The sequence below is a fragment of the Brevibacterium antiquum genome (assembly GCF_016107655.1).
Classification (GTDB): domain Bacteria; phylum Actinomycetota; class Actinomycetes; order Actinomycetales; family Brevibacteriaceae; genus Brevibacterium; species Brevibacterium antiquum.
This window is the reverse complement of the sequence record NZ_JABASX010000008.1, coordinates 1-20,809: the sequence shown is the minus strand read 5'-3', so window position 1 is coordinate 20,809 and position 20,809 is coordinate 1. Positions and strand designations below refer to the sequence as shown.

18 protein-coding genes are annotated in these 20,809 nt (G+C 63.8%); 8 read left to right on the top strand and 10 right to left on the bottom strand.

Annotated features, from left to right (window positions below; translation table 11 throughout):
* The first annotated feature begins 248 nt into the window (after window positions 1-248).
* Complete coding sequence (gene ccsB, locus JFC13_RS13815) at window positions 249-1,256, top strand: c-type cytochrome biogenesis protein CcsB (RefSeq protein ID WP_198397663.1); 1,008 nt, start codon at window positions 249-251, stop codon at window positions 1,254-1,256.
* Between the two features lie 373 nt (window positions 1,257-1,629).
* On the opposite strand, the gene JFC13_RS13810 is transcribed toward ccsB, so the two are convergent.
* Complete coding sequence (locus JFC13_RS13810) at window positions 1,630-2,070, bottom strand: PLD nuclease N-terminal domain-containing protein (RefSeq protein WP_198397662.1); 441 nt, start codon at window positions 2,068-2,070, stop codon at window positions 1,630-1,632.
* Window positions 2,071-2,154: 84 nt separating this feature from the next.
* On the opposite strand from JFC13_RS13810, the gene JFC13_RS13805 reads away from it, so the two are divergent.
* On the top strand, window positions 2,155-2,421 hold the full coding sequence (locus JFC13_RS13805) for a DUF4229 domain-containing protein (RefSeq protein WP_198397661.1): 267 nt from the start codon (window positions 2,155-2,157) through the stop codon (window positions 2,419-2,421).
* Window positions 2,422-2,448: 27 nt separating this feature from the next.
* Here the strand turns inward: JFC13_RS13805 and JFC13_RS13800 are convergent, their stop codons facing one another.
* From JFC13_RS13800 to JFC13_RS13790, 3 genes are read right to left on the bottom strand one after another with little or no spacing between them, the layout of a single operon-like run.
* Window positions 2,449-3,381 (bottom strand): 1,4-dihydroxy-2-naphthoate polyprenyltransferase, encoded by a 933-nt coding sequence (locus JFC13_RS13800; RefSeq protein WP_198397660.1) that lies wholly within the window; start codon window positions 3,379-3,381, stop codon window positions 2,449-2,451.
* A 53-nt stretch (window positions 3,382-3,434) separates the two neighbouring features.
* The gene (locus JFC13_RS13795) at window positions 3,435-4,679 is read right to left on the bottom strand and encodes an AMP-binding protein (RefSeq protein WP_198397659.1); all 1,245 of its coding nucleotides are present in this window, start codon (window positions 4,677-4,679) and stop codon (window positions 3,435-3,437) included.
* 13 nt (window positions 4,680-4,692) lie between these two features.
* On the bottom strand, window positions 4,693-5,610 hold the full coding sequence (locus JFC13_RS13790) for a 1,4-dihydroxy-2-naphthoyl-CoA synthase (RefSeq protein ID WP_198397658.1): 918 nt from the start codon (window positions 5,608-5,610) through the stop codon (window positions 4,693-4,695).
* A 44-nt stretch (window positions 5,611-5,654) separates the two neighbouring features.
* Here JFC13_RS13790 and JFC13_RS13785 point away from each other — a divergent pair, with 44 nt between their 5' ends.
* A complete protein-coding gene (locus JFC13_RS13785; protein ID WP_198397657.1) occupies window positions 5,655-6,767 on the top strand; it encodes an o-succinylbenzoate synthase in 1,113 nt (370 codons plus the stop codon).
* Window positions 6,768-6,773: 6 nt separating this feature from the next.
* Here the strand turns inward: JFC13_RS13785 and JFC13_RS13780 are convergent, their stop codons facing one another.
* Window positions 6,774-7,487, bottom strand: coding sequence for a hypothetical protein (locus tag JFC13_RS13780; protein ID WP_198397656.1), 714 nt, complete (start codon window positions 7,485-7,487; stop codon window positions 6,774-6,776).
* A 23-nt stretch (window positions 7,488-7,510) separates the two neighbouring features.
* The gene (locus tag JFC13_RS13775) at window positions 7,511-9,202 is read right to left on the bottom strand and encodes an alpha/beta hydrolase (protein ID WP_232488630.1); all 1,692 of its coding nucleotides are present in this window, start codon (window positions 9,200-9,202) and stop codon (window positions 7,511-7,513) included.
* A gap of 59 nt (window positions 9,203-9,261) precedes the next feature.
* On the opposite strand from JFC13_RS13775, the gene JFC13_RS13770 reads away from it, so the two are divergent.
* On the top strand, window positions 9,262-11,181 hold the full coding sequence (locus JFC13_RS13770; RefSeq protein ID WP_232488629.1) for a thiamine pyrophosphate-binding protein: 1,920 nt from the start codon (window positions 9,262-9,264) through the stop codon (window positions 11,179-11,181).
* A 178-nt stretch (window positions 11,182-11,359) separates the two neighbouring features.
* Here JFC13_RS13770 and JFC13_RS13765 read toward each other — a convergent pair whose 3' ends face one another.
* Together JFC13_RS13765 and JFC13_RS13760 are read right to left on the bottom strand one after the other, a co-directional pair.
* Window positions 11,360-12,865 (bottom strand): HNH endonuclease, encoded by a 1,506-nt coding sequence (locus JFC13_RS13765; protein ID WP_232488628.1) that lies wholly within the window; start codon window positions 12,863-12,865, stop codon window positions 11,360-11,362.
* Window positions 12,866-13,013: 148 nt separating this feature from the next.
* Window positions 13,014-14,378, bottom strand: a complete 1,365-nt coding sequence (locus JFC13_RS13760) for an isochorismate synthase (RefSeq protein ID WP_198397654.1) — start codon at window positions 14,376-14,378, stop codon at window positions 13,014-13,016.
* A gap of 126 nt (window positions 14,379-14,504) precedes the next feature.
* Here JFC13_RS13760 and JFC13_RS13755 point away from each other — a divergent pair, with 126 nt between their 5' ends.
* The 4 genes from JFC13_RS13755 to JFC13_RS13740 are packed head-to-tail and all read left to right on the top strand — an operon-like array spanning window position 14,505 to window position 18,659.
* On the top strand, window positions 14,505-15,224 hold the full coding sequence (locus JFC13_RS13755) for a demethylmenaquinone methyltransferase (protein WP_198397653.1): 720 nt from the start codon (window positions 14,505-14,507) through the stop codon (window positions 15,222-15,224).
* A gap of 2 nt (window positions 15,225-15,226) precedes the next feature.
* Window positions 15,227-16,528, top strand: a complete 1,302-nt coding sequence (locus JFC13_RS13750; RefSeq protein ID WP_198397652.1) for a geranylgeranyl reductase family protein — start codon at window positions 15,227-15,229, stop codon at window positions 16,526-16,528.
* Between the two features lie 29 nt (window positions 16,529-16,557).
* Window positions 16,558-17,583, top strand: coding sequence for a polyprenyl synthetase family protein (locus JFC13_RS13745; protein ID WP_232488627.1), 1,026 nt, complete (start codon window positions 16,558-16,560; stop codon window positions 17,581-17,583).
* A gap of 11 nt (window positions 17,584-17,594) precedes the next feature.
* Complete coding sequence (locus JFC13_RS13740) at window positions 17,595-18,659, top strand: permease (RefSeq protein ID WP_198397651.1); 1,065 nt, start codon at window positions 17,595-17,597, stop codon at window positions 18,657-18,659.
* 29 nt (window positions 18,660-18,688) lie between these two features.
* Here the strand turns inward: JFC13_RS13740 and rarD (JFC13_RS13735) are convergent, their stop codons facing one another.
* On the bottom strand, window positions 18,689-19,603 hold the full coding sequence (gene rarD / locus JFC13_RS13735; RefSeq protein WP_198397650.1) for an EamA family transporter RarD: 915 nt from the start codon (window positions 19,601-19,603) through the stop codon (window positions 18,689-18,691).
* A gap of 52 nt (window positions 19,604-19,655) precedes the next feature.
* Window positions 19,656-20,576, bottom strand: a complete 921-nt coding sequence (rarD, locus tag JFC13_RS13730) for an EamA family transporter RarD (protein ID WP_198397649.1) — start codon at window positions 20,574-20,576, stop codon at window positions 19,656-19,658.
* Between the last annotated feature and the right edge of the window lie 233 nt (window positions 20,577-20,809).

Below are 20,809 nucleotides of genomic sequence, written 5' to 3'. Positions count from 1 at the left end.
ACGAACGGAAGGGCCCGGTTCGGAGCGCTCGAGATCGGAGGCCCGAGATTGGAACGCTCAGGGTCGGGAGGCCCGAGATCGGAACGCCAGGGGAGACGAATGATTCGCTTTAGGTACTACGCGGAGTAGAATTGTCGCGGGTCGGCCCCGACGAGGGCTGTCCTGCCGCAGCAACAGCTGTCCTGGCACAGCAACAGCACAGCAAAACCCACGACGCAATGGAAGAGCACCGCTGGTGCGGAGGATGTATGGACGTCAACACTGACCTCGCAATGTGGTCGAATCAGCTCATCATCTCGGCGATGGTCGTCTACGCCGTCGCTATGATCTTCTATGCCTTCGACCTGTTCGGCGGGCGCGAACTCAAGCAGACTGAAGCCGGTGCGACGAGTGCCGCCAAGCCCTCGAATGTGCGACGCACGAACAGGAAGGCCACCACGGCACTCCTCGACCCGCCGCAGACCGACGTTTCGGCTGAGATCTCGGCCGGATCAGGCAAGGAGAAGCCTCGGCGCGGGGCAAGGATCGGCACCTCGCTCCTCGTCCTTGCTGCCCTTCTTCACGTGGCCGCTGTGCTCACTCGGGCGCTGTCGGTGATGCGTGTGCCGTGGGGCAACATGATGGAATACGTCCTCACTGCCACGGTGATCACCGTCATCGTCTTCCTCATCGTCAATGTGAAGAAGGACATCCGTTACCTGGGAACGATCGTGGCCGGGGGAGTGCTCCTGTGCTTGGGCCTGGCCATCACGGTCTTCTACACACCAGCCGCGAAGCTCATCCCGGCGCTCGACTCGTACTGGATCGCCATCCACGTACCCATCGCAATCCTGTCGACGTCGCTGCTCTACATCTCCGCGATCCTCGCCGTGTTCCAGATCCTGAAGAACACGCAGGAGACCAAGAACCCGAAGTGGCTGCGGTTCATGCGTCGGATGCCCGCGAGCATCGACCTGGAACGGTTCTCCTACACGATTGCCGCAGTCGGATTCATCACGTGGACGTTCACCCTCATCGCCGGCGCCATCTGGGCCGAGGTGGCCTGGAGCCGCTACTGGGGCTGGGACTCGAAGGAGATCTGGACGTTCGTCGTCTGGGTCATCTACGCCGCGTACCTGCATGCCCGCGCCACACGGGGTTGGGGACCGACAAAGGTCGCAGTGCTCAACCTCATCGGCATCGCCACGGTGATCTTCAACTTCACCGTCGTCAACATGTACTTCAACGGCCTTCACTCGTACTCGGGGCTCGGCTGATCTGCGGTCAGGGCTGCACAGCAGCCTGAGCCGAGTTGCAGCCAGCGCCGAGGCAGATCACACCTGATTCACGACGTTCTAGGGCTGATCTCCGGGCGATGCGCCTGATGACGACGCTCTGCAGTCCGAGCACAGTCTGTGGACTACGCACCAGCCTATTGCTGGTTGCACGATGCTCTTGTGCTCTTGTGTGCCGCCGAGGTTCCAATCGACTGCAGAGGAGCCCTCTCGCGCGGTCCAAGGTCTGTGCGCAGTCAATCAGTGTCCAACAGACTGCGTGAGCCTCAACGGAGCTGTGTGAGCCTCAGCGCAGGAGCATTCAGAGACGCAGCGGAGCGCTCAGCGTCGGTCAGGCGAGAGTGAGGGCCAGCGGTCAGTTCGAGTGGCCGCGTCCGTCGCCGGTGGAACCGCCCGAACCGTGTTCGTCGGTATCGGCGGAATGAGTGTCGGAATCGGCAGAAGTATCGTCGCCGATGTCATCTGCTGCGCCGGGGGTCTTGTCCTCGGGCTTCTGCGCTTCGGGAGCGTGCTTTCCCAACTTGACGTCGCGATCGACTTTGCGCAGATAGTCATCGTCATCGTCTGGGGCGCTGGGGCCGCGCTGACGAGGCGCTGCTGAGGGCTTGTCCTCAGTCCCGCGGCCGAAGAGGTACCAGAGGACGAAGCCGATCACGGGGATCAGCAGAATGATGATCGCCCACACGGGTTTGGGCAGGACTCGGATCAGACCACGATCGCGCAGAAGGCAATCGAAGAGTCCGTACAGTGTGACCGCTGCCGCCAGGACGATCGCGGCAATGAGTATTCGAGCCATGCACCCAGGATAGTCCACTAACCTGAGCACCCGCCCACACGGGCAGTGATGAATCACTGATGTGGACGGACTAAAATAGGTGCAATGCGCAACTTCTGGATCTATACATTGGCTCGTCTGGGCATCATCGTCGCCGTAGGGCTGATTCTGCAGCCATTCCTCGGGTTCAACCTCGTGATGGCGATGGCTGCAATCGTCATCGGAGCCATCCTCAGCTATCTCTTCCTGGGCGGCATGCGCGCCAAGGTGGCCGAGGATATCGAGAAGCGCGTTGCGAAGCGGAAAACGGCTCCGAAGGGCAAGAGCGTCGACGAGGATGCGGAAGACCGTATCGTCGACGAAGGGAACTGAGCCAGCCAGGCTACTGAGCCAGCCAGGCTACAGTGCCAAGCCCAGGCCCATCAGGGCGGCGAAGGCCAGAGCGGTGAGGCCCGTCGATTTGATCGGGGGGATGAGCCCGGGGCCGGTGGTTCCACGCAGCACCGTCTTCAACGGGTTGAGAGCGGGCACCAGCGCGAGGACGGCCAATGCTACGGCCGGATGACCGTCGAGGATCGCCAGGACGAGCAGTGCGAAGGGTACGAGCACGAGGCTCGCAAATGCGATCCGTGAGCGGTTGTCGCCGAGGCGGACAGCCAGGGTGATCTTGTCGGCTTCGATGTCGGTGGGGATGTCGCGCAGGTTGTTGACCATGAGCACCGCGGAGGCGAGTGAACCGATGGCAATCGCACCGGCCCAGCCGCTGAGGCTGAGTCCGCCGACCTGCATCCACATCGTGCCCAGCGTGGCCACCAGGCCGAAGAAGACGAAGACGAAGACCTCGCCCAGCCCCATGTATCCGTAGGGCTTCTTGCCGCCCGTATAGAACCAGGCGGCTGCCACAGCGGCGGCGCCGACGATGAGGAACCACCACGCCTGCGAGATGAGGATGAGCACGATTCCGGCGACGCCGGCGATGCCGAAGAACAGAAAAGCCGCACGTTTGACCGCGTTCGGCTCGGCGAGGCCCGTCGCTGTGAGACGCACGGGACCGACGCGGACATCGTCGGTGCCGCGGACACCGTCGGAGTAGTCGTTGGCGAAGTTCGACCCGATCTGCAGGCAGAGGGAGACGAGGAGGGCGAGCACCGCTCGGAGGAAGATCTGCAACAGCGAATGGTCGTGGCCGTTGCGCGTGTAGTCGCCGATGATGAAGGAGGTGAAGCCGCCGACGGAGCCGATGGCAGCGCCGGTGCCGATGAGAACAGGGGCTACAGCCAGCGGCAATGTTCGTAGTCGGGCTCCGGAGATCCACTGCGCGGCAGTTGCCATTGGGCGGGATACCTTCCTCATAAAAATTGGAACCGTCTCATATTACCGATAGTTCACTTGTTAGGGTATTCGGGCGGCGGAGTCCTGTGGTTCTCGGTCTCAGCAAGCTCGGCGGCAAGCCGGGCCGCAGCCTGTCGGTCGGGTTTGCCGATCGACCGATTGGGGATCTCAGTGACGGGAAAGACCAGCCGAGGCAGCAGCTGCCCGTGCATTCCATGGTCGAGTCTGCCCAGACTCCGCGCGAACTCACGCGGTGAGCCCATCGAGCTGGCCACAGTGTCGGGCCCCTGACCGTCGATGCGGACGAGGGCGACGAGCAGTTTGCCCCACTCCTCATCGGGCACCCAGGTCACGAGCACCTCGGCGATCCCATGGTGCTGCCAGGTGGGCAGCAGTCCGGTCTCAAGGGCATGAGGCGAGACATTCGTGCCCCCGGAGACGATGATGTCATCGGAGCGCCCGAGTACCGTAAGCACCCCTTCGTCGAGCCGACCCAGATCGCTCGTGTGGATGGTCCGTGTACCGTCATCATCGGTGGTCAGGCCCGGGTTGTCGACGGGGCAGATGCGGCCCTCAGCAGTGATCTCGACGTAGGAATCGGCCACGACGCGACCGCGCAGGTCGATCGTTGAGGACTCGGTGATCGTGATCTCGACACCATCGAAGGGGGTCCCGTTGTACACGCACCCACCTGCGGTCTCACTCATCCCGTAGGTCCGCACGATGTGCAGGCCTCGTGCATCGGCGCGTTCGAGCAGGGCCGGCGAGATCGCGGAACCGCCGAGGAGGATGGCGTCGAACTTCGCCGCAGCGAAAGCGGCCCGGTCATCGGCAAGGATCCGGTGCAGTTGGGTGGGCACCAGTGAAGTGTAGGTCGGTCGCTCGCCGGATTGTGCGAACAGCTGCTGGGCCTCGTCGGCGAAGGAACCTGCGGTGAATGTCGCCGAGGTGGTTCTGATCGGTTCCCGTCCCGCGAGCCGGGCGCGCAGCTCCACCTGGAAGCCGGCAATGTGGTTGATGGGCAGGCTCAGGTGCCAGTCTCCGGGTCCGGACAGGGAACGTTCGGTGGCCCGCGCCGAGGTGGTCAGCGCCTCGGCGGACAGAGCGACGGCCTTGGCCGTGCCCGTCGAACCAGAGGTGAAGAGCACCAGCGCCGGCGCCCGGCCAACACCCATCCATTGACTGGGAGCCACCTCGGTGATGGCAGCATCACGCGTACGGGGCAGGACGAGGATCGAGCGGCCGTCCAAGGCACGATCGATCGCACTGGGCAGATCCGCAACGGGCTGTGCGTTCATGTGGCGGGGGCGCTCAGTAGTACCAGGGGTAGGGGGACCAGTCGGGGTCGCGCTTCTCCAGGAAGGAGTCACGGCCTTCGACCGCTTCGTCGGTCATGTAGCCCAGACGGGTGGCCTCACCTGCGAAGACCTGCTGTCCCATGAGCCCGTCGTCAACGAGGTTGAATGCGAATTTCAGCATCCGCTGGGCGTTGGGAGACTTGCCGAGGATCTCCCTGGCCATGGTCAGGGCTGCGGTCTCAAGATCTTCGTGGTCGACGACCTCGTTGACGGCGCCCATGTCAGCCATGTCCTGGGCCGAGTAGGTGCGGCCGAGGAAGAAGATCTCGCGCGCCTTCTTCTGCCCGACCATCTTCGCCAGGTAGGCGGAGCCGTAGCCGGCGTCATAGGAGCCGACATCGGCATCGGTCTGTTTGAACTTCGCATGCTGGCGCGAGGCAATCGTCATGTCACAGACGACATGGAGGCTGTGGCCACCGCCGGCGGCCCAACCCGGGACGACGGCGATGACGACCTTGGGCATGGTGCGGATGAGGCGCTGGACCTCAAGGATGTGGAGGCGACCGGCACGGGCCGGGTCCACGGACTCGCGGGTCTCCCCGGAGGCGTACTGGTAGCCGGAACGGCCGCGGATGCGCTGGTCGCCGCCGGAGCAGAAGGCCCAGCCGCCGTCGCGTGAGCTGGGGCCGTTGCCGGTGAGCAGGACCGCGCCGACGTCGGAGGTCTGACGCGCGTGGTCGAGGGCTCGGAAGAGCTCGTCGACGGTGTGCGGGCGAAAGGCGTTGCGGATATCGGGACGGTCGAAGGCGATGCGTACGCAGCCCAGGTCGGTGCCGTCGGGATTGACCGCGCGGTGGTAGGTGATGTCGGTGAAGTCGAATCCGGAGACTTCACGCCACTGGGAGGGGTCAAAGATTTCAGAAACCGTCATGGCACCAACCCTATCGCCTGTCACCCGACCGATATGGTTGCTCCATGGCTGATACGGAGCAGATCCCTGAGTCGATCGCTGAACTCGTGCCGAATTTCACGATTCTCACACTCCCCATGGTCACCCGGTTCCGGGGGATCACCGAGCGCGAGATCATGCTCTTCGAAGGCCCCGACGGGTGGGCGGAGTTCTCCCCATTCACCGAATACGATGCAGCCGAATCCTCACGCTGGCTGCGAGCCGCTCTCGAATTCGCAGGTCTGCTGCCGGGAACCGCCGAGGCTGGCCCCAGTGCCGTCGGTCAGTTGGCTGACACCGCAGGTCGATCAGGCGCCGCCGCCGTCCGGTCCGTGGCCGTGAACGCGACTCTGCCTGCGTGCGCCACTTCCGAAGTCGAGTCGATCCTGGCCCGCTACGGACCCGTCGGTACAGTCAAGGCGAAGGTGGCCGAACATGGGATCGACTCCCTGCCGGCTGACGTGGAGCGGCTGCGAGAGTTTCGGCGCCTGTTTCCCTCAACGACGCTGAGACTCGATGCGAACGCCGGCTATTCGCTGCCCGAGGCGCTCAGAGCCTGCGCCGAGTTGGCGGAACTCGACCTGCAGTACTTCGAACAGCCGGTCGCGGCCGTTGAAGACATGGCGCGGCTGCGCGAGCAGCTCGATGGACTGCCTGTGGTTCTGGCCGCTGATGAGTCGATTCGCAAGGCCGAGGACCCCCTGCGAGTGGCAGAGCTGGGAGCCGCCGAGGTTGTCATCGTCAAGGTCCAGCCGCTGGGTGGGATCGCTGCCGCACGATCGATCATCGAAGCCTGCGGTCTGCCGGCAGTTGTGTCTTCGGCATTGGAGTCGTCTGTCGGATTGGCCGCCGGTGCCCAGCTGGCGGCCACGCTGCCGCGCACACCAGTGAGCCGGGAACTCCTCGGTGAGCACCCGGCCTGCGGTCTGGGTACTGGGAGGCTCTTCGCCGAGGATGTGGTGAGCGCGGACCTCAGCGTGCGTCCTGTCAACGGTCAGATCCCGGTGACGCGAATCGTCCCGGACCCACAGCGCTTGGAGAGGCTGGCGGTGGATCAGGGACGATTCGACTGGTGGTCGATGAGACTGCAGGAGTGCTGGAGCGTTCTGCGACCGTCGCTGCTCAGTTCGCGTTCTTGAGACTGCTCAGTTCGTGTTCTTGACGGCGTCGACGAACGTCTTCGCGGTTTTGGGCACCGCTTCTTCATCCCCGGTGTCGGCGATGTTGGCAGCGGTGACGATGTTGTTGCCGACGCGGCTGGTGACGGTGTCGGTGTCGAGGACAGTCTGACCGCCGGCACCGATCTTGGCGTGGACTCCCACGGTCTCGTCAGCGCCTTCGACAGTGGCATCGAAGGACTCGTAGGACATCGTCATCTCGATGCCCTGCGACTTGATGGTCACGTCGCTGCACTTCTCGGCGACCTTGGTCGAGTTCCTCAGCTGTGAACCGGCGGCATCCTCGTCTGCCAGGCTCATGAGCGCGACGCTCATCGTGTTGTCCGCTGAGGTTCCCGCGAGGGTGGTGCCGTTGCTCGCCTCGGTGGCGTTGAGAGCAGACATAGCGAGGTCCTTGCACTCAGCAGGTTCGTATTCGGCGCTTTCAAGTGCCTTGATCGCTTCGCTGCCGGAGGCCGCACCGATATCGACGGACTTGAACGACTGACCATCGACATCTGTGGATTCGATGATCTTCTTGAGCTGATTCTCGTCGAGCTGCTGTACTTCGGGAGCCTCTTCTGCGGCGGGCTGTGCGCCACCGCCTGCTTCCTTGGCCTGACTGTCCTGGGAGTCAGCTCCTGAGCAGCCTGTCAGTGCCAGTCCGGCGATGAGAGCGATGGCTGGGAGTACGCGTTTCATGGGTGACCTCTCGAAGTCAAGGTTCAATCAGATGGAGGAAAGTCGGTCACGATGGTGTGACCTTTATAACCATAGATAACAGCCGTCTGAGATCCGTCATCGACATGTGCCGATTCCGACACATCTGTTGTTTCCTCTGCGTCTTCGGATGACCTTGCGGTTTGCCGCGGTACGTCGGCTGAGGTAGCTCGTGGCGAGGCGTCTGATTCGATGGCTCGTGCCGGTGCGGACGATTCATCCGGCGTCGACGCGATGCGCACCGTCGTGATCTCGGACTGCCCCACCGTCGTGAAGTGCTGAGTGCGCTTGCCCGGAATGATCGGGTCGTGCATGGCTGCAGCCAAGCGCCCGGTGAACGTCAGACGCCCCTTCTTATCGGCGCGCTGCGGATAGTCGTTCGTGCCTGTCGGCCCGGTGACGGAGATGTCGTATCGGCGACCGGGTTCGTACAGACCCGGTGTGCGTACCCGGAAGCTTCCGGTTCCGGTCAGGGAGAAGCCGGCAGTGCTGACGGAGCCGAAACACACGATCTGAGCTCTGCGTCGCGAGATCTCGACCCTCCATCCGTGGATGTCGAAGAGGGCGTGCCCGGTGAGATATGAGAATTCGCCACCGTCCGCGACGCGGGGGTCGCCTCGGCGGCCTTCGAGACTGCCACTTCGGCGCTCGCCCGCACCGTCGCCTCGGCGGCCTTCGACGTTGCCACTTCGGCGCTCGATGCTGCGGTGATTGGAGCTGGCATAGTCACGCTGACGTCGCAGGGTCTTCAGCCAGGCGCCCAGCTCTCGCTCCCAACTGTTCCAGTTGTGCAGGCCCGTCGTGCGGGGAAACCACGAATGGCGGATGCCCAGCGAGTTCAATCGCGCGGAGAAGCGCTCGCCCTGCTGGTTGACCATCGATTCGAGGAGGTCACGATCTTTTGACTCTTCGAGACTTCCGGACCCTGCACTGAGCCACAGGTTCAGGCCGTGCAGGTTCTCCGCGAGGCCGTAGGGGGAGTTGGCGATCCACTCGCTGCGGTCGGTGACGGGATCGCCGAACAGCGTCATCGACTTCGCGCCCTCCCGCATGGCGATGATGTCGAAGGCAGGGATCGCAGACAGAGGGTCGAGTGGGGAGGAGAAGGCCGCTGCCCAGCTGTAGCGGTCCGGGTGCCAGGCTGCGTATTTCATCGCCCCGTATCCGCCCATGGACAGTCCCGCCAGGAGTTGGTTCTCCGGTGCGAAGTCCACGGAGAAGTTCTTGCGCAGGAAGTCCGGGATCTCCTTGGTGTGGAAGGTCGGCCAGTCGTGGACCTCGCTGCCGACTGCCACGCGAGAGTAGGTGCCGGCTCCCGCATCCGGCATGACGACCAGGTAAGGCGAGTCGAGTGTGAGCTCCTCGGCGGACCCGAAGTCCGTCCATGATCGGAAGTCGTCCCCGCCGCCGTGATAGAGATGGATGACCGGGCTGACCTCCTGCGGAATTCCCGGCAGCAGCACGCGCACTCCGACGGTTCGACCGAGCGCGGGGGAGTAGATGAAGAACTCCCGCAGTCGGTTCGAGAGTTTGCGTTTGTCTCGGATGTGCCATTTCCTGGCCTCCTTGCCGCGAGGTTCAGGGCCGAGGAATGAGCTGTTCTGGTCGAGGGTGGGGAAGCGTCCTCTGTGGGAGCGCGCGGCGGTCAGCGAACGGATTGCACGCGCCCCAACCGCGAAGAGAATCGATCGGCGCATGGGTCAATCGTAGGGAGTCAATGTGAACCGCAGGTGGGTTAGTGGTTGAATATCAGGTGATGTTGAATTCGAGCGCAGTGGCGCAGCAGATTGCCTGTGGGTTGGCGTCGTCGGGAGTCACCGAGGTCGTCATCGCACCCGGGTCCCGTTCCGCACCGTTGATCTATGCGCTCGCCCCTCTCGCCGAGGCGGGGGTGATCCGTACGCACGTGCGCATCGATGAGCGTGATGCCGGGTTCCTGGCGCTTGGCCTGGCACGAGGACTGCGCAGTAAGCAGGCCGGTGCAGGTGCCGGTGCTGCTGCTGGCGCTGGTGACGGTACCGCTGGCACCGGTGACCGTACCGCTGGCACCGAGGGTGCTGCTGCCGGCGCCGTGGCGCTGGTGACAACATCGGGTTCGGCTGTGGCCAACCTGCATCCTGCGGTGCTCGAGGCCTCCTACGGTCACCTTCCGCTCGTGGCGATCACGGCAGATCGTCCTGCTCGGATGCGGGGGACTGGTGCAAATCAGACGATCGACGACCAGTCGCAGGTGCTCAGCGATGTGCGCGCTCGAGTCGATGTGCCTGCCGGAAGCGCCGATGCACAACATCTGCTCACCGAGGCGGTTGAGCTCTCGCTCGGCACGGACACAGGCAGAGCTGGCCCCATCCAATTCAACGTGCAATTCGATGTGCCGCTCGTGCCGACTGTGACAGAGCTCGCCGATTGGAAAGCCACGGTGCAGACTCTGGCATCGGAGTCACTGGAGTCAGCGAGCAAGACGACGAAGTCCGCCTCCGCAGATCATCACATCCCCGCGGAGGCACGCGACGCCGCGAGCAACGCCGCGGATGCTGCGCGCCGCGCCACGAATGCTTTGAGGAGCTCCTCGGTCCGAATTCTTCCTGGCACGGTCATCGTGGCCGGAGATGCTGGCGGCTACTCGGCCCAGGCTCTGAAGTCCTTGGCTGAGGCTTACGCAATCCCAGCCCTGGCTGAGCCCTCGAGCCCTCTCACCTCTGCGATGCGGAACTCACCTGCTGCGGTTCCGGCGCATGCCCGTGTGCTCAGCGAACGCGAGGACCTGCGATCAGCGATCCGCACTGCGATCGTGCACGGGAAGCCGACTCTGACCAGGCCTGTTGCCTCGCTCCTTGCCGATTCTAAGGTGTTGGTTCAGCGGTTGCCCGATGACGTCGACGCGGTGCCGCTATCCGTCTCGCTCTCGGGGCCGGAAGTCAAGGAAACAGGCAACAGCACCCGCCACGGAGATCGGGTCGGCGGCGAGGAAGGCCCCAGCGATACATTCTCGCGCGAGAGCGAAGACACGACGTGGCGCGACGAGTGGGTGAATGCCGGCGAAGCGATCATTGCCGCATCTCGGCGTGAGCGCGAGCGTGCAGGCGTGTCGAAGCCGACGATCGCCCGGGCGATCACTGAACATCTGGCCGCCCGCACAATCAACCTTTTTGCAGCGAGTTCAAATACGATCCGTTATCTCAGTGAGGCCACCGACGTGCGAGCGCGAATCCACGCCTCACGCGGGCTCGCTGGCATCGACGGCCTGATTTCGACCGCCACGGGGCTCTCCCTTGCACTCGAAGAACAGGTCGTACTGGTCATCGGTGACGTTGCAATGCTCCACGACGTGGGTGGCCTGCTCACGCCGAGCGCCGAAGAGGCCGGGAATGTGCTCATCGTCGTCCTCAACGACGATGGGGGTGCGATCTTCTCCGGGCTCGAACACTCGCAGGAGCACGTGGCACCGTATCTCGAAAGATATTTCACGGTTCCTCACGGTCGGGACTTCAACGATCTCGCGACTGCCTATGGGTGGGAATATTCGTGGGTGGGACCTCATGACGAGTCAAGCCTGCTCAACGACTTCATCGCAGAGTTTGAGAAAGCTGTCTGCGGCGTAGAGGACGACAAAGTAGCGGACAGCCCACAAACGAGGACGCACGGCCGTCGGATCATCGAAGTGGATCTGAGCTGATCTATCTGATGTGAGCACTCTGACCTGAGCAATCCACCAGAGCCATGCACCAAAGCAAACGGACCTGAGCAGAAGGACACGACAGAGGGATAGCGCAGAGGGACTGACCCGGGGACCGTTCAGTGGAAAGAACTTCAGCCATCGAAACCACCGGCGGCTCAGTTGCCGCGGCGGTCAGTCACCCGGTGTCCCTCAGCATCAGCTCCTCGAAGAGTGCTTCTACCGAGCTCAGTCGGGGGAAGTCGACGACGTCTTCGTTCGCTTCCGGCGCGGATTCGCCGCCGGGGTGACTACCTGCTGCGCCGGAACTGCCGCAACAGCCTGGTTCGTCGGAGTCTGCGGGTTCATCAGCGTCTCCCGAAGCGGTGTACTTTCTCGGCGGTGGATGACGGAACTTGGTGACGAACGGGGGAGTGGCCGTCTCGTACTCTTCACCGGTGGGGGTGGAGACGGTGAGGTCGTCGGCAGTCCCCTCGTGCTTCCAACCGGGGTGCTCCTTGGCATAGTTGCAGGCCGCGCACAGTCCGGAGGCGTTGGACCACTGGGTCTGTCCGCCTTCGGCTACAGGGTTCGCATGGTCTGCGTGCTTGATCGGGGCGTCACACCACGGGGTCCGACACACGTCGTCGCGGAAGACGACCATGCGTCGCAGCAGGCCGCCGAATGTTCGCCTGCGTGAGTCCATACCGACCAACTGCCCTGTGTCCGGTGAAGTGAACATGCGGCGGATGAAGGACCGGGCCCGATCTGCCGCAAGGAAATTCCGGGCCGTCTTGGCCGGCAATGGCCCATAGCTCGGAATCCACGCAGGAACCTGTCCGTCAGAGAACAGGCTTTCGGCCTCCATCACCAAATGGACCTCAGTGGGCACATCGCCGGCAGAGTCCTGTCCCGTGAGCCGTTCGACGAAGATATCGGCCATCAGCTGGTTGCGGCCGCGGTCGAAGTCCTGGCCGTTGAGCTTGTGCTCGGCGGCAGCGGCGTCCAGACTTTCATACGCAGCAACGGCCTGCTGCAGTGGCAGCGTGGCGCTGAGCATCGCCATGCCGTTGTTCAGCGCGCTCAAGGACACATGGCGATTCGCACTCGCGGCTTCGGCCCTTTCATGCGCATTGTCGGAGGACACATTGGCCGCCAGGGAGCGGGCCTCGGTGCGTAACCGGCGACTGCCGGCAACGGAGGCACGGTCTTTGAGCTCCTCGTCGACGAAGAGACGCTCGTCGGGAGTGAGCCAGGCCGTCTCATCGGCGATGATGCGAGCTTTGGCTTCGGAGATGGAGCCGTCGGCCAGCGCCTCGTAGGTGCGAGGCAGATCGTTGACGACGGCTTTGGAAGTTGAGAGAAACTTGCGCCCCGTCGCGGGCGAGACCCGTTTGGCCAATGCGATCTCGTTGCCTGCGTACTTTCCCTGTTCGCGTTTGGGCACGTCGTTGGCAGCATCTTCGCGCTGGCGGTGCCTATGGAAGGCGACGGCTTCACGGGCCTGAGCGGCGGCGGCAGCGGACGTGAGCTCCTCCAGGGCACGGATGCGCGTCTGGGCCTCCCACGCATCGTCTGCTGGTTCGAGGTCACGCAGAGTCGTGCACCACCGATCGATATCGGTGCTGATGCCCGGAAGCCGGGCCCACGATCCGGGGCCCCGATAATCGGGGTGGTCCGGGTCATCCGCGGGATGCGTGAACATGTGAAGAGACTATGCCGAGCCACTGACACAGCCACTGACACGAGCCTTGAAAACCTTGACAACGTGTCAAGGCTACGAGGCTCAGCTCAGGGGCAGCGAGGCTCAGCTCAGGCAGTAATGCTCAGCTCAGGGGCATCGAGCCCAAGTCCTATTCCAGCCCCAGCGCACGGCGCATCGGAGCGAATTTGGCTTCGGTCTCGGCCACCTCGGCGAGGGGATCCGAATCGGGCATGATGCCGGCGCCGGCGAACAGGCGGATCCGATTGCGGTCCTCGAGCTGTCCGCAGCGCAGGGCGATTCCGAACTGACCGTTGCCGCGGTCGTCCATCCAGCCCACGGGGCCCGAATACCGGCCACGATCCAGCGGCTCCAACTCGTCCACGTGGGCAACCGCGCTGGCCTGCGGGTACCCGCCGACGGCCGCGGTCGGATGCACAGCGGCCGCGATGTCGAGGGCATTGAGGCACGAGTCCTCCGGCAGGTGGGCCGAAGCATCAGATGCCGAGTGGATGACGTTGGCCAGGGGCAGCAGGTGCGGCCGCTCGTCGACGGTGACATCATCAGCGACGAGTCCAAGGCTGCGCTGGAGCGAGGCGATCGCGAAGGCATGTTCGGTGCTGTCCTTGTGCGCGCTCAACAGCTTCCTGGCAGCGGGCATCTCGGCCGTCGGGTCGCTCTCCACCCGATACGTGCCCGCGAGCACGCGCGAGGCCACCCGGTTGTTCTCGACGCCGATGAGCAGCTCCGGCGTGGAACCGATCAGGCCGGCGACATCGAAGGTCCAGCAACTGGGGTAGCTGCGGTTGAGTGCACCGAGCACGGACCGGACGTCGATGTCATCGTCCGTGGTGACAAGCTCATCACGGGCCAGCACGATCTTGCGCAGCGTGGAATCGTCGGCGAAGGCGTCCACCTCGGCGGAGTCCCCGACGGGCGTGAGCATATGCGAGACCTTCGCGACCAGATCCGCCCAGGAATCGCTGTCGAGGTCACCGGGGGAGGCCGTCGCCGAGGTGACGCGGCGCAGCGGTTCGGACTTCAGCACGGGCGGGGTGGGGGTGGCGCCCTCGGCGATGATCGACGTCATCCACACGCGACCGCCTCGGCGTCCGAGCACGAATTCGGGGACGTGGATAAGGGAATCGACCTCCGATTCGCCCGAGTAGGCGACGGTGGCGAAGCACATCAGCCCGGAGCCGAGCAGATCGACCTCGTCCTCGATGGTCGCGGCGCTGGTGATGGCCTTCCATGCGTCGGAGAGCTCGGTGAAGCGGTCGCGGCCGCGGGCACGGATGCGCAGCGTGCGACCGAAGCCGATGAGGCCCGAGGTGTCGCGGACCCAGCAGGAGAACGCCGAGGTGGGCAAAAGCTCCAGCGTCTGCTCGACGGTCGTTGGCAGTCCGGATTCGAAGGGGAATCCGGGTCCTGGTTCGACGTCGTCGACGAAGCGAGATCGCACGTGCAGGCGCGGGGGCGCGGTGCGGATGTCAGAGGTATCGAAGGTCGTAGTCATTTCAGGCCCACTCTAGTCGAGGATTTCGACACGACGATGATGACTGTGGCCAGTTCCACACCGTGAAGAGCATGGAAACGAGTCCGCGAATTCGCCCCCGGCATCAGGTGTTGAGAGAATAGTGGCATGAACCGTGCTCAGCTGGACAAGCAGCCCGACGATGTCGCATCGATGTTCGATGACGTCGCCTCCCGTTACGACCTCACCAACGACGTGCTCACCTTCGGTCTGGCGCGCACCTGGCGCCGGACGGTTGCGCACTCCGTGGCTGCCGGACCCGGCGAACGCGTCCTCGATCTCGCGGCCGGTACGGGGACGTCGTCGATGACGTTCACCCATCACGGCGCCGAGGTGGTCGCCGGTGACATCTCACAGGGCATGCTCTCCGAGGGGCGTCGTCGCCACCCGACGATCGACTTCATCTATGCCGATGCGATGGATCTGCCGTTCTCCGACGCCAGCTTCGACGTCGTCACCATCTCCTTCGGCATCCGCAACGTCAATGACGTCGACACCGCGTTGGCAGAGATGCTGCGCGTGCTCAAACCCGGTGGCCGACTCATCATCTGCGAGTTCTCGACACCGACGTTCGACCCCTTCAGCCTCGTCTACAAGGAATACCTCATGCGGGCACTGCCCGCCGTGGCCAAAGCCGTGTCCTCGAACCCCGAGGCCTACGTCTACCTGGCCGAATCGATCCGTGCCTGGCCTGACCAGGACGAATTCGCGCAGCAGATCCTCGGCGCCGGCTTCGACCAGGTCAAGCACCGCAACCTCACGGGCGGAATCGTCGCCGTTCACCACGCTCTGAAGCCGGGCGCGCTCAAGCCGGGCGCCGAACGCTGACCATGACCAACTTCGAGGCCGAGGTCATCGTCGTCGGGGCCGGCCCTGCCGGATCGGCCATCGGCACCTACCTGGCGCAGGCCGGCCATGAGGTCATCATCCTGGAGAAGTCCGGGTTCCCTCGGGATAAGATATGCGGCGATGCGCTGACCCCGCGTGCGGTCAAGGAAGTCGGGTTCCTGGGGATGGAGACCCCCGAATCCGAGGGATGGCACAAGAACAGAGGCCTGCGTCTCATCGGCGGTGGGCATCGCTTGGAGATCGACTGGCCCGATATCGACGGCACTCCGAACTATGGGCTCACAAAGCCGCGGATGGGCATGGACGAGGCCTTCGCCCGCCACGCTCAGCGCAGCGGTGCCAGGCTGTTCGAGCAGGTCAAAGCCATGTCACCGGACGTCGGCGAGGATGGCTGGATCAAAGGCATCCACGCCTCCGGAACCGATTACCGAGGCCGTCGGGTCGGACCTGAGGCTCATTTCAGCGCCCCGATCGTGATCGCTGCGGACGGCGTCTCCTCACGTCTGGCAGTGGCCATGGGCCTGGAGAAGCGCGACGATCGCCCGATGGGTGTGGCCGTTCGCGCCTATCATTCCTCGCCGAGGCATGCCGACGACTACATCGAGAGCTGGGTCGAGATGCGTTCGAGCAACTCGGCGGGCGAATCCGAGGTTCTGCCCGGGTACGGATGGCTCTTCCCGCTGGGCGACGGCACGATCAACATCGGTGCCGGCCTGCTGGACTCCTCACCTCAGTTCGGTTCCGTGGACTTCCGAGCGATGATGGGGCAGTGGATTGCGGATATGGGACACGAATGGGGAATCGACGAGTCCACCTCGTTGGGCCCGATCAAATCCGCGGCGCTGCCGATGGCCTTCAACCGCACCCCGCACTTCCACAAGGGGCTCCTGCTCGTCGGCGATTCGGGTGGGATGGTCAATCCCTTCAACGGGGAGGGCATCGACTATGCCCTTGAGTCCGCTCGACTGGCCGCCGAGGTGATCTCCACCTATTCCCGCTACCCGCAGCGCGTGATGCGGGAGAAGCTGCAGGAATACCCCGCGCTTGTGGGTGATTCCCTGGGCGGCTACTTCACCCTGGGGCGCGTTTTCTCCTCCATTATCGGCCACCCTGCACTCATGCAGTTCGGAATCAAGTACGGTATGGGTGTTGAGGTTGTGATGGAGTTCGTCGTGAAAGTGCTGGCGAACCTCTACCGCGACCCGAAGGTCTCTGAGGCCGATCTCATCGACCGGGTGATTGCAGCTCTCACCCGAATCGTGCCGGCGACCAGCAATGCCTGAGCTCACCGGCGACTACAACACTGACTACGATGAATGACGAGGACATGAGCCACCTAGCCTCTCCGGCGACTTTTATCGGTGCCGATGCCCAGCTCGCGGCGGATATCTCCACTCAGTTGGAAGCCGTCGAGCGCAGGCTCTACGAAGTGACCGCGCAGACACGGAAGCTGCCGGACACCACGTCCAAACATCTCCTCGCAGCTGGTGGCAAGCGTGCCCGGCCCAATCTTCTGCTGCTCACGGCCCGCCTCGGCGAGGCTGATCGAGAGGAGATCATCGACGCTGCCGTCGCCGTGGAACTCATCCACTTAGCCTCCCTGTATCACGATGATGTGATGGACGATGCCCCGGTTCGCCGAGGTGCTCCGGCCGCACACGAGGTGTGGGGCAATTCCGTGGCCATCCTCACCGGCGATCTCCTGTTCTCGAAGGCTTCGGGAGTGACGGCGAAGCTCGGTCCCGATGCCGTCACGGTTCAATCCGAGACCTTCGAACGACTCGTCCTGGGCCAACTCAACGAATTCGCAGGCCCACCCGAGGGCGCGGACGCGATCGATCACTACATCCAGGTGCTCGCGGACAAGACAGGATCTCTCATCGCCACCTCGGCGCAGTTCGGGGTCATGTTCTCACGCGCGGATCAGGCGCTGGCCGAGCCCGTGCGGGTATTCGGCGAACGTGTCGGCATCGCCTTCCAGCTCGCCGATGACATCATCGATCTGACGGCCGCCTCCTCGGTGTCGGGTAAGACCCCCGGCACTGATCTGCGCGAAGGCGTTCCGACCTTGCCGGTGCTCTATGTCCGGGCCGCTGCGGCCGAGGGTGACAAAGCCGCCGCCGAGGTGGTCGAACTCCTCGACGCGGATCTGACCTCCGACGAAGCGCTTGAGTCCGCTCGTGCTGCCCTGGCCGCTCACCCGGTGACGGCCCGTGCACGCGACGAAGCGACCCGCTGGGCCGAGGATGCGAAGGCAGCGCTGGCTCCTGTCCCCGAAGGACTGGTCAAGGAGTCCCTGTTCGCGTTCGCCGATTCGGTGGTCTCACGCACCGCATGAGGATCTGACCCTTGGCGAGCCAAGCGACTGCTGAGGCAGGTCGTCGACGGCGACTGACCACGGTCGACTGGGTCGGACTCGGCGTGCTCGTGATCTTCCTCCTGATCGGCCTGAGCTGGTCGAAGTGGATGCCCTATTGGGACAAGGCCTGGACGATGAGCCAGACTTCTGTCTGGGACGGCAGTCCGCTCTTCGAAGCCGCGGGGGACACGTTCTCCTTGGCCGGAGCCTGGGACTTCACCCTGGTGTACTTCATCGCCGTGTGGAAGGCACTGCTCGTGGCTCTGGTGGTGGCCGCGGCCATCGATGCGCTGGTGCCGCGAGATTGGCTGCTGCGAGTGATGAATCGTCGGACCCACACCAGCCAATCGCTCGTCGGCGCGGCGATGTCGCTGCCGTCGATGATGTGTACCTGCTGCGCTGCCCCGGTGGCTGCAGGCCTGCGGAGTTCGGGCGTGATGCGAAGCGCCGCCTTGGCCTACTGGGTGGGCAATCCGCTCCTCAACCCCGCAGTTCTGATCTTCCTCGCGCTCGTCCTGCCCTGGCAGTACGCTCTCACCCGACTTGTGTTCGGAATCCTCATCGCCGTCGGTGCCAGCGCGCTCATCGGCCGGTGGATCAAGGGGCGCGCCGAGGCGGTTCCCGAGCAGAGTCCTGAGCCGTCGAGGCTGTCGTCTCTTCCCCAGCGCTACCTGCGATCGCTGTCGAAATTCACGCTCATCCTCGTGCCCGAGCATCTCGCCCTGGTCTTCGTCATCGGACTCATCAGTCCATGGCTGTCGGGAGTGTACGGGCTCGAGGCTCAGGTCGGTGCCCTCGCAGTGCTCATCGCTGCTGTTGTGGGCACACTCCTGGTGATCCCGACCGGGGGCGAGATTCCCATCATCATTGCGCTGCTCGCAGCCGGGGTGGGTGCGGGTGTCACCGGAGCCCTGCTGATCGCACTTCCGGCACTGAGCATCCCGTCGATGGTGATGGTCGGAAAGTCCATCGGCTGGCGCACCACCACCGCGATGGGCAGTGCTGTTGCCCTCGGCGGGGTGCTCTCCGGGGTCGTGCTCATGCTCGTGGGCTGAGGCTGGCCTGCTGGCTGGCGCCGGCGCGGCTAGAGCCTGCGGCGGCTCTGGCGGATCATGTCGATACTCAGCAGGACGACGGCGATCCAGATGACGAAGAATCCGATCCAACGGGTCGTTGACATCATCTCACCGAGGATGAAGACTCCGGTGATGAACTGCATCGTCGGGGTGATGTACTGCAGCATCCCGACCCACGACAGCGGAATTCTTCTCGCCGCAGCACTGAAGAGAATGAGTGGAATCGCCGTGGCCGGGCCGGTGATGAGGATGATGATGACGTGGCTGGCACCGAACCCGGTGAACGTGGAGAGACCCTGTGCGCCGAGTACGATGAGGAAGATCAGACTGGGCACGGACAGCACGGCACTCTCGATCGTCATGCCTTCGAGAGCTCCGACCCGATTGCCGACCTTGTTCTTCACGAGTCCGTAGAGACCGAACGAGATGGCAACGGTGAATGAGAGGTAGGGCATCCGACCGAGGCCGATGCCGACGATGACGACGGCGATGAGGCCGAAGCCCACAGCAGTCCACTGCAGCGGACGCAGCTTCTCACCGAGGAAGATCACGCCAAGGCCGATCGAGATGAGCGGGTTGAGGTAGTAGCCCAGTGACACCTCGACGAGGCGGCCCGTCTCGACTCCATAGATGAACGTCGTCCAGTTGATCGCGATGAGTACAGAGGCCAGGGTGAGAAGCCAGAAGGTCCGACCTGAGCGCACCACGACCCAGGTGCGCTTGAAGCCGCCGGTGACTGTCAGCAGGATTGCGCAGAAGAGCAGCGACCAGACGACCCGATGCGAGACGAGCTCCACGGCCCCGGTCGGGGCTGCCGCAGCGAAGAGCAGGGGGATGAGTCCCCACAGAAAGTAGGCGGAGAGTCCGTTGATCAGCCCGGCACGGCGGAAGGCGTTCTCATCGGGGGCTGAATCTGCGATCACATAAAGAGTCTAGTGAGTCGCAGCAGCCTGTGGGACCACCGGTGACAGAGACTCAGCCCACATGCGGTCGTCGTCGGTTCTGGCGGACCATGTCGGTGCACAGCAGGATGACGGCGATCCAGATGATGAGGAACCCGATCCATCTCGTCGTCGACATCGCCTCACCGAAGAGGGCGACGCCGAGGATGAACTGCATCGTCGGTGCAATGTACTGCAGCATTCCCACCCAGGACAGTGGAATTCGCCTCGCGGCTGCGCCGAAGAGGATGAGCGGGATCGCCGTCAGCGGTCCTGTGGCCAGGAGCAGGGCCACGTGCCAGGGCCCGAATCCGAGAAATGTCCCATTGCCCTGCACAGCGAGGTAGGCGAGGAATGCAAGGCTGGGAAAAGTGAGTACGGCGGTTTCGACGGTCATGCCTTCGAGTGCACCGACCTTCCCGCCGACCTTGTTCTTCACCAGGCCGTAGAGGCCGAAGGAGAGCGCCACCGTGAGCGCCAGATAGGGAAAGCGGCCGATCCCGATGCCGACCACGATCACTGCTGCCGCTCCGAAGCCCACCGCGGCCCACTGCAGCGGGCGCAGCTTCTCCTTGAGGAGGATGACGCCCAGCCCGATCGAGATGAGCGGGTTGAGGTAATAGCCAAGCGAGATTTCGACGAGGCGGCCGGTTTCGATGCCGTAGACGTAGGTTGTCCAGTTCACTGCGATGAGCACGGATGCCAGAGCAAGCAGCCAGAAGACCTTCCCCGAGCGCATCACCAACCAGGTGCGGACAAAGCCCTTGGCGAAGAAGAGGAGGATGGCGCAGAAGATCAGCGACCAGATGATCCGATGGGCGACGATCTCGAGCGCGCCCGTCGGAGCCGCAGCGGCGAAGAGCAGGGGAATGAGACCCCAGACGATGTAGGCAGTGGTTCCATATCCCAGTCCGACGCGTCGGAAGGCAGATTCTTCGAGTGCAGAGGCGTTCACAGGCCGAGTCTAGGCAACGCACAGGAAGCTGGCGATTCCGACTGATGCCTGAGATGAAGCCGAAAGTCGGGATGCGAGCTTCGTCACGTGTTTGTTAGGAGGACCTTCTTTGCCGATACAATCGGAGATGACTTACTAGAGAGGTGTGAGAATGACGCGTCCCTTCCGTGTGGCTATTGTGGGTGCCGGCCCGGCCGGCATCTACGCGGCCGACCTGCTGACCAAAGCCGAGC

Excerpts from the sequence above, each read along its gene's own strand:
- JFC13_RS13755 (WP_198397653.1), top strand. The coding sequence starts at position 14,505 with ATGAACCGTGCTCAGCTGGACAAGCAGCCCGACGATGTCGCATCGATG.
- JFC13_RS13790 (WP_198397658.1), bottom strand. The coding sequence starts at position 5,610 with ATGACGGTTTCTGAAATCTTTGACCCCTCCCAGTGGCGTGAAGTCTCC.
- JFC13_RS13770 (WP_232488629.1), top strand. The coding sequence starts at position 9,262 with ATGTTGAATTCGAGCGCAGTGGCGCAGCAGATTGCCTGTGGGTTGGCG.
- JFC13_RS13760 (WP_198397654.1), bottom strand. The coding sequence starts at position 14,378 with ATGACTACGACCTTCGATACCTCTGACATCCGCACCGCGCCCCCGCGC.
- JFC13_RS13785 (WP_198397657.1), top strand. The coding sequence starts at position 5,655 with ATGGCTGATACGGAGCAGATCCCTGAGTCGATCGCTGAACTCGTGCCG.
- JFC13_RS13795 (WP_198397659.1), bottom strand. The coding sequence starts at position 4,679 with ATGAACGCACAGCCCGTTGCGGATCTGCCCAGTGCGATCGATCGTGCC.
- JFC13_RS13765 (WP_232488628.1), bottom strand. The coding sequence starts at position 12,865 with ATGTTCACGCATCCCGCGGATGACCCGGACCACCCCGATTATCGGGGC.
- JFC13_RS13810 (WP_198397662.1), bottom strand. The coding sequence starts at position 2,070 with ATGGCTCGAATACTCATTGCCGCGATCGTCCTGGCGGCAGCGGTCACA.
- ccsB (WP_198397663.1), top strand. The coding sequence starts at position 249 with ATGGACGTCAACACTGACCTCGCAATGTGGTCGAATCAGCTCATCATC.
- JFC13_RS13805 (WP_198397661.1), top strand. The coding sequence starts at position 2,155 with ATGCGCAACTTCTGGATCTATACATTGGCTCGTCTGGGCATCATCGTC.
- JFC13_RS13780 (WP_198397656.1), bottom strand. The coding sequence starts at position 7,487 with ATGAAACGCGTACTCCCAGCCATCGCTCTCATCGCCGGACTGGCACTG.
- JFC13_RS13775 (WP_232488630.1), bottom strand. The coding sequence starts at position 9,202 with ATGCGCCGATCGATTCTCTTCGCGGTTGGGGCGCGTGCAATCCGTTCG.
- JFC13_RS13800 (WP_198397660.1), bottom strand. The coding sequence starts at position 3,381 with ATGGCAACTGCCGCGCAGTGGATCTCCGGAGCCCGACTACGAACATTG.
- JFC13_RS13750 (WP_198397652.1), top strand. The coding sequence starts at position 15,227 with ATGACCAACTTCGAGGCCGAGGTCATCGTCGTCGGGGCCGGCCCTGCC.
- JFC13_RS13745 (WP_232488627.1), top strand. The coding sequence starts at position 16,558 with ATGAATGACGAGGACATGAGCCACCTAGCCTCTCCGGCGACTTTTATC.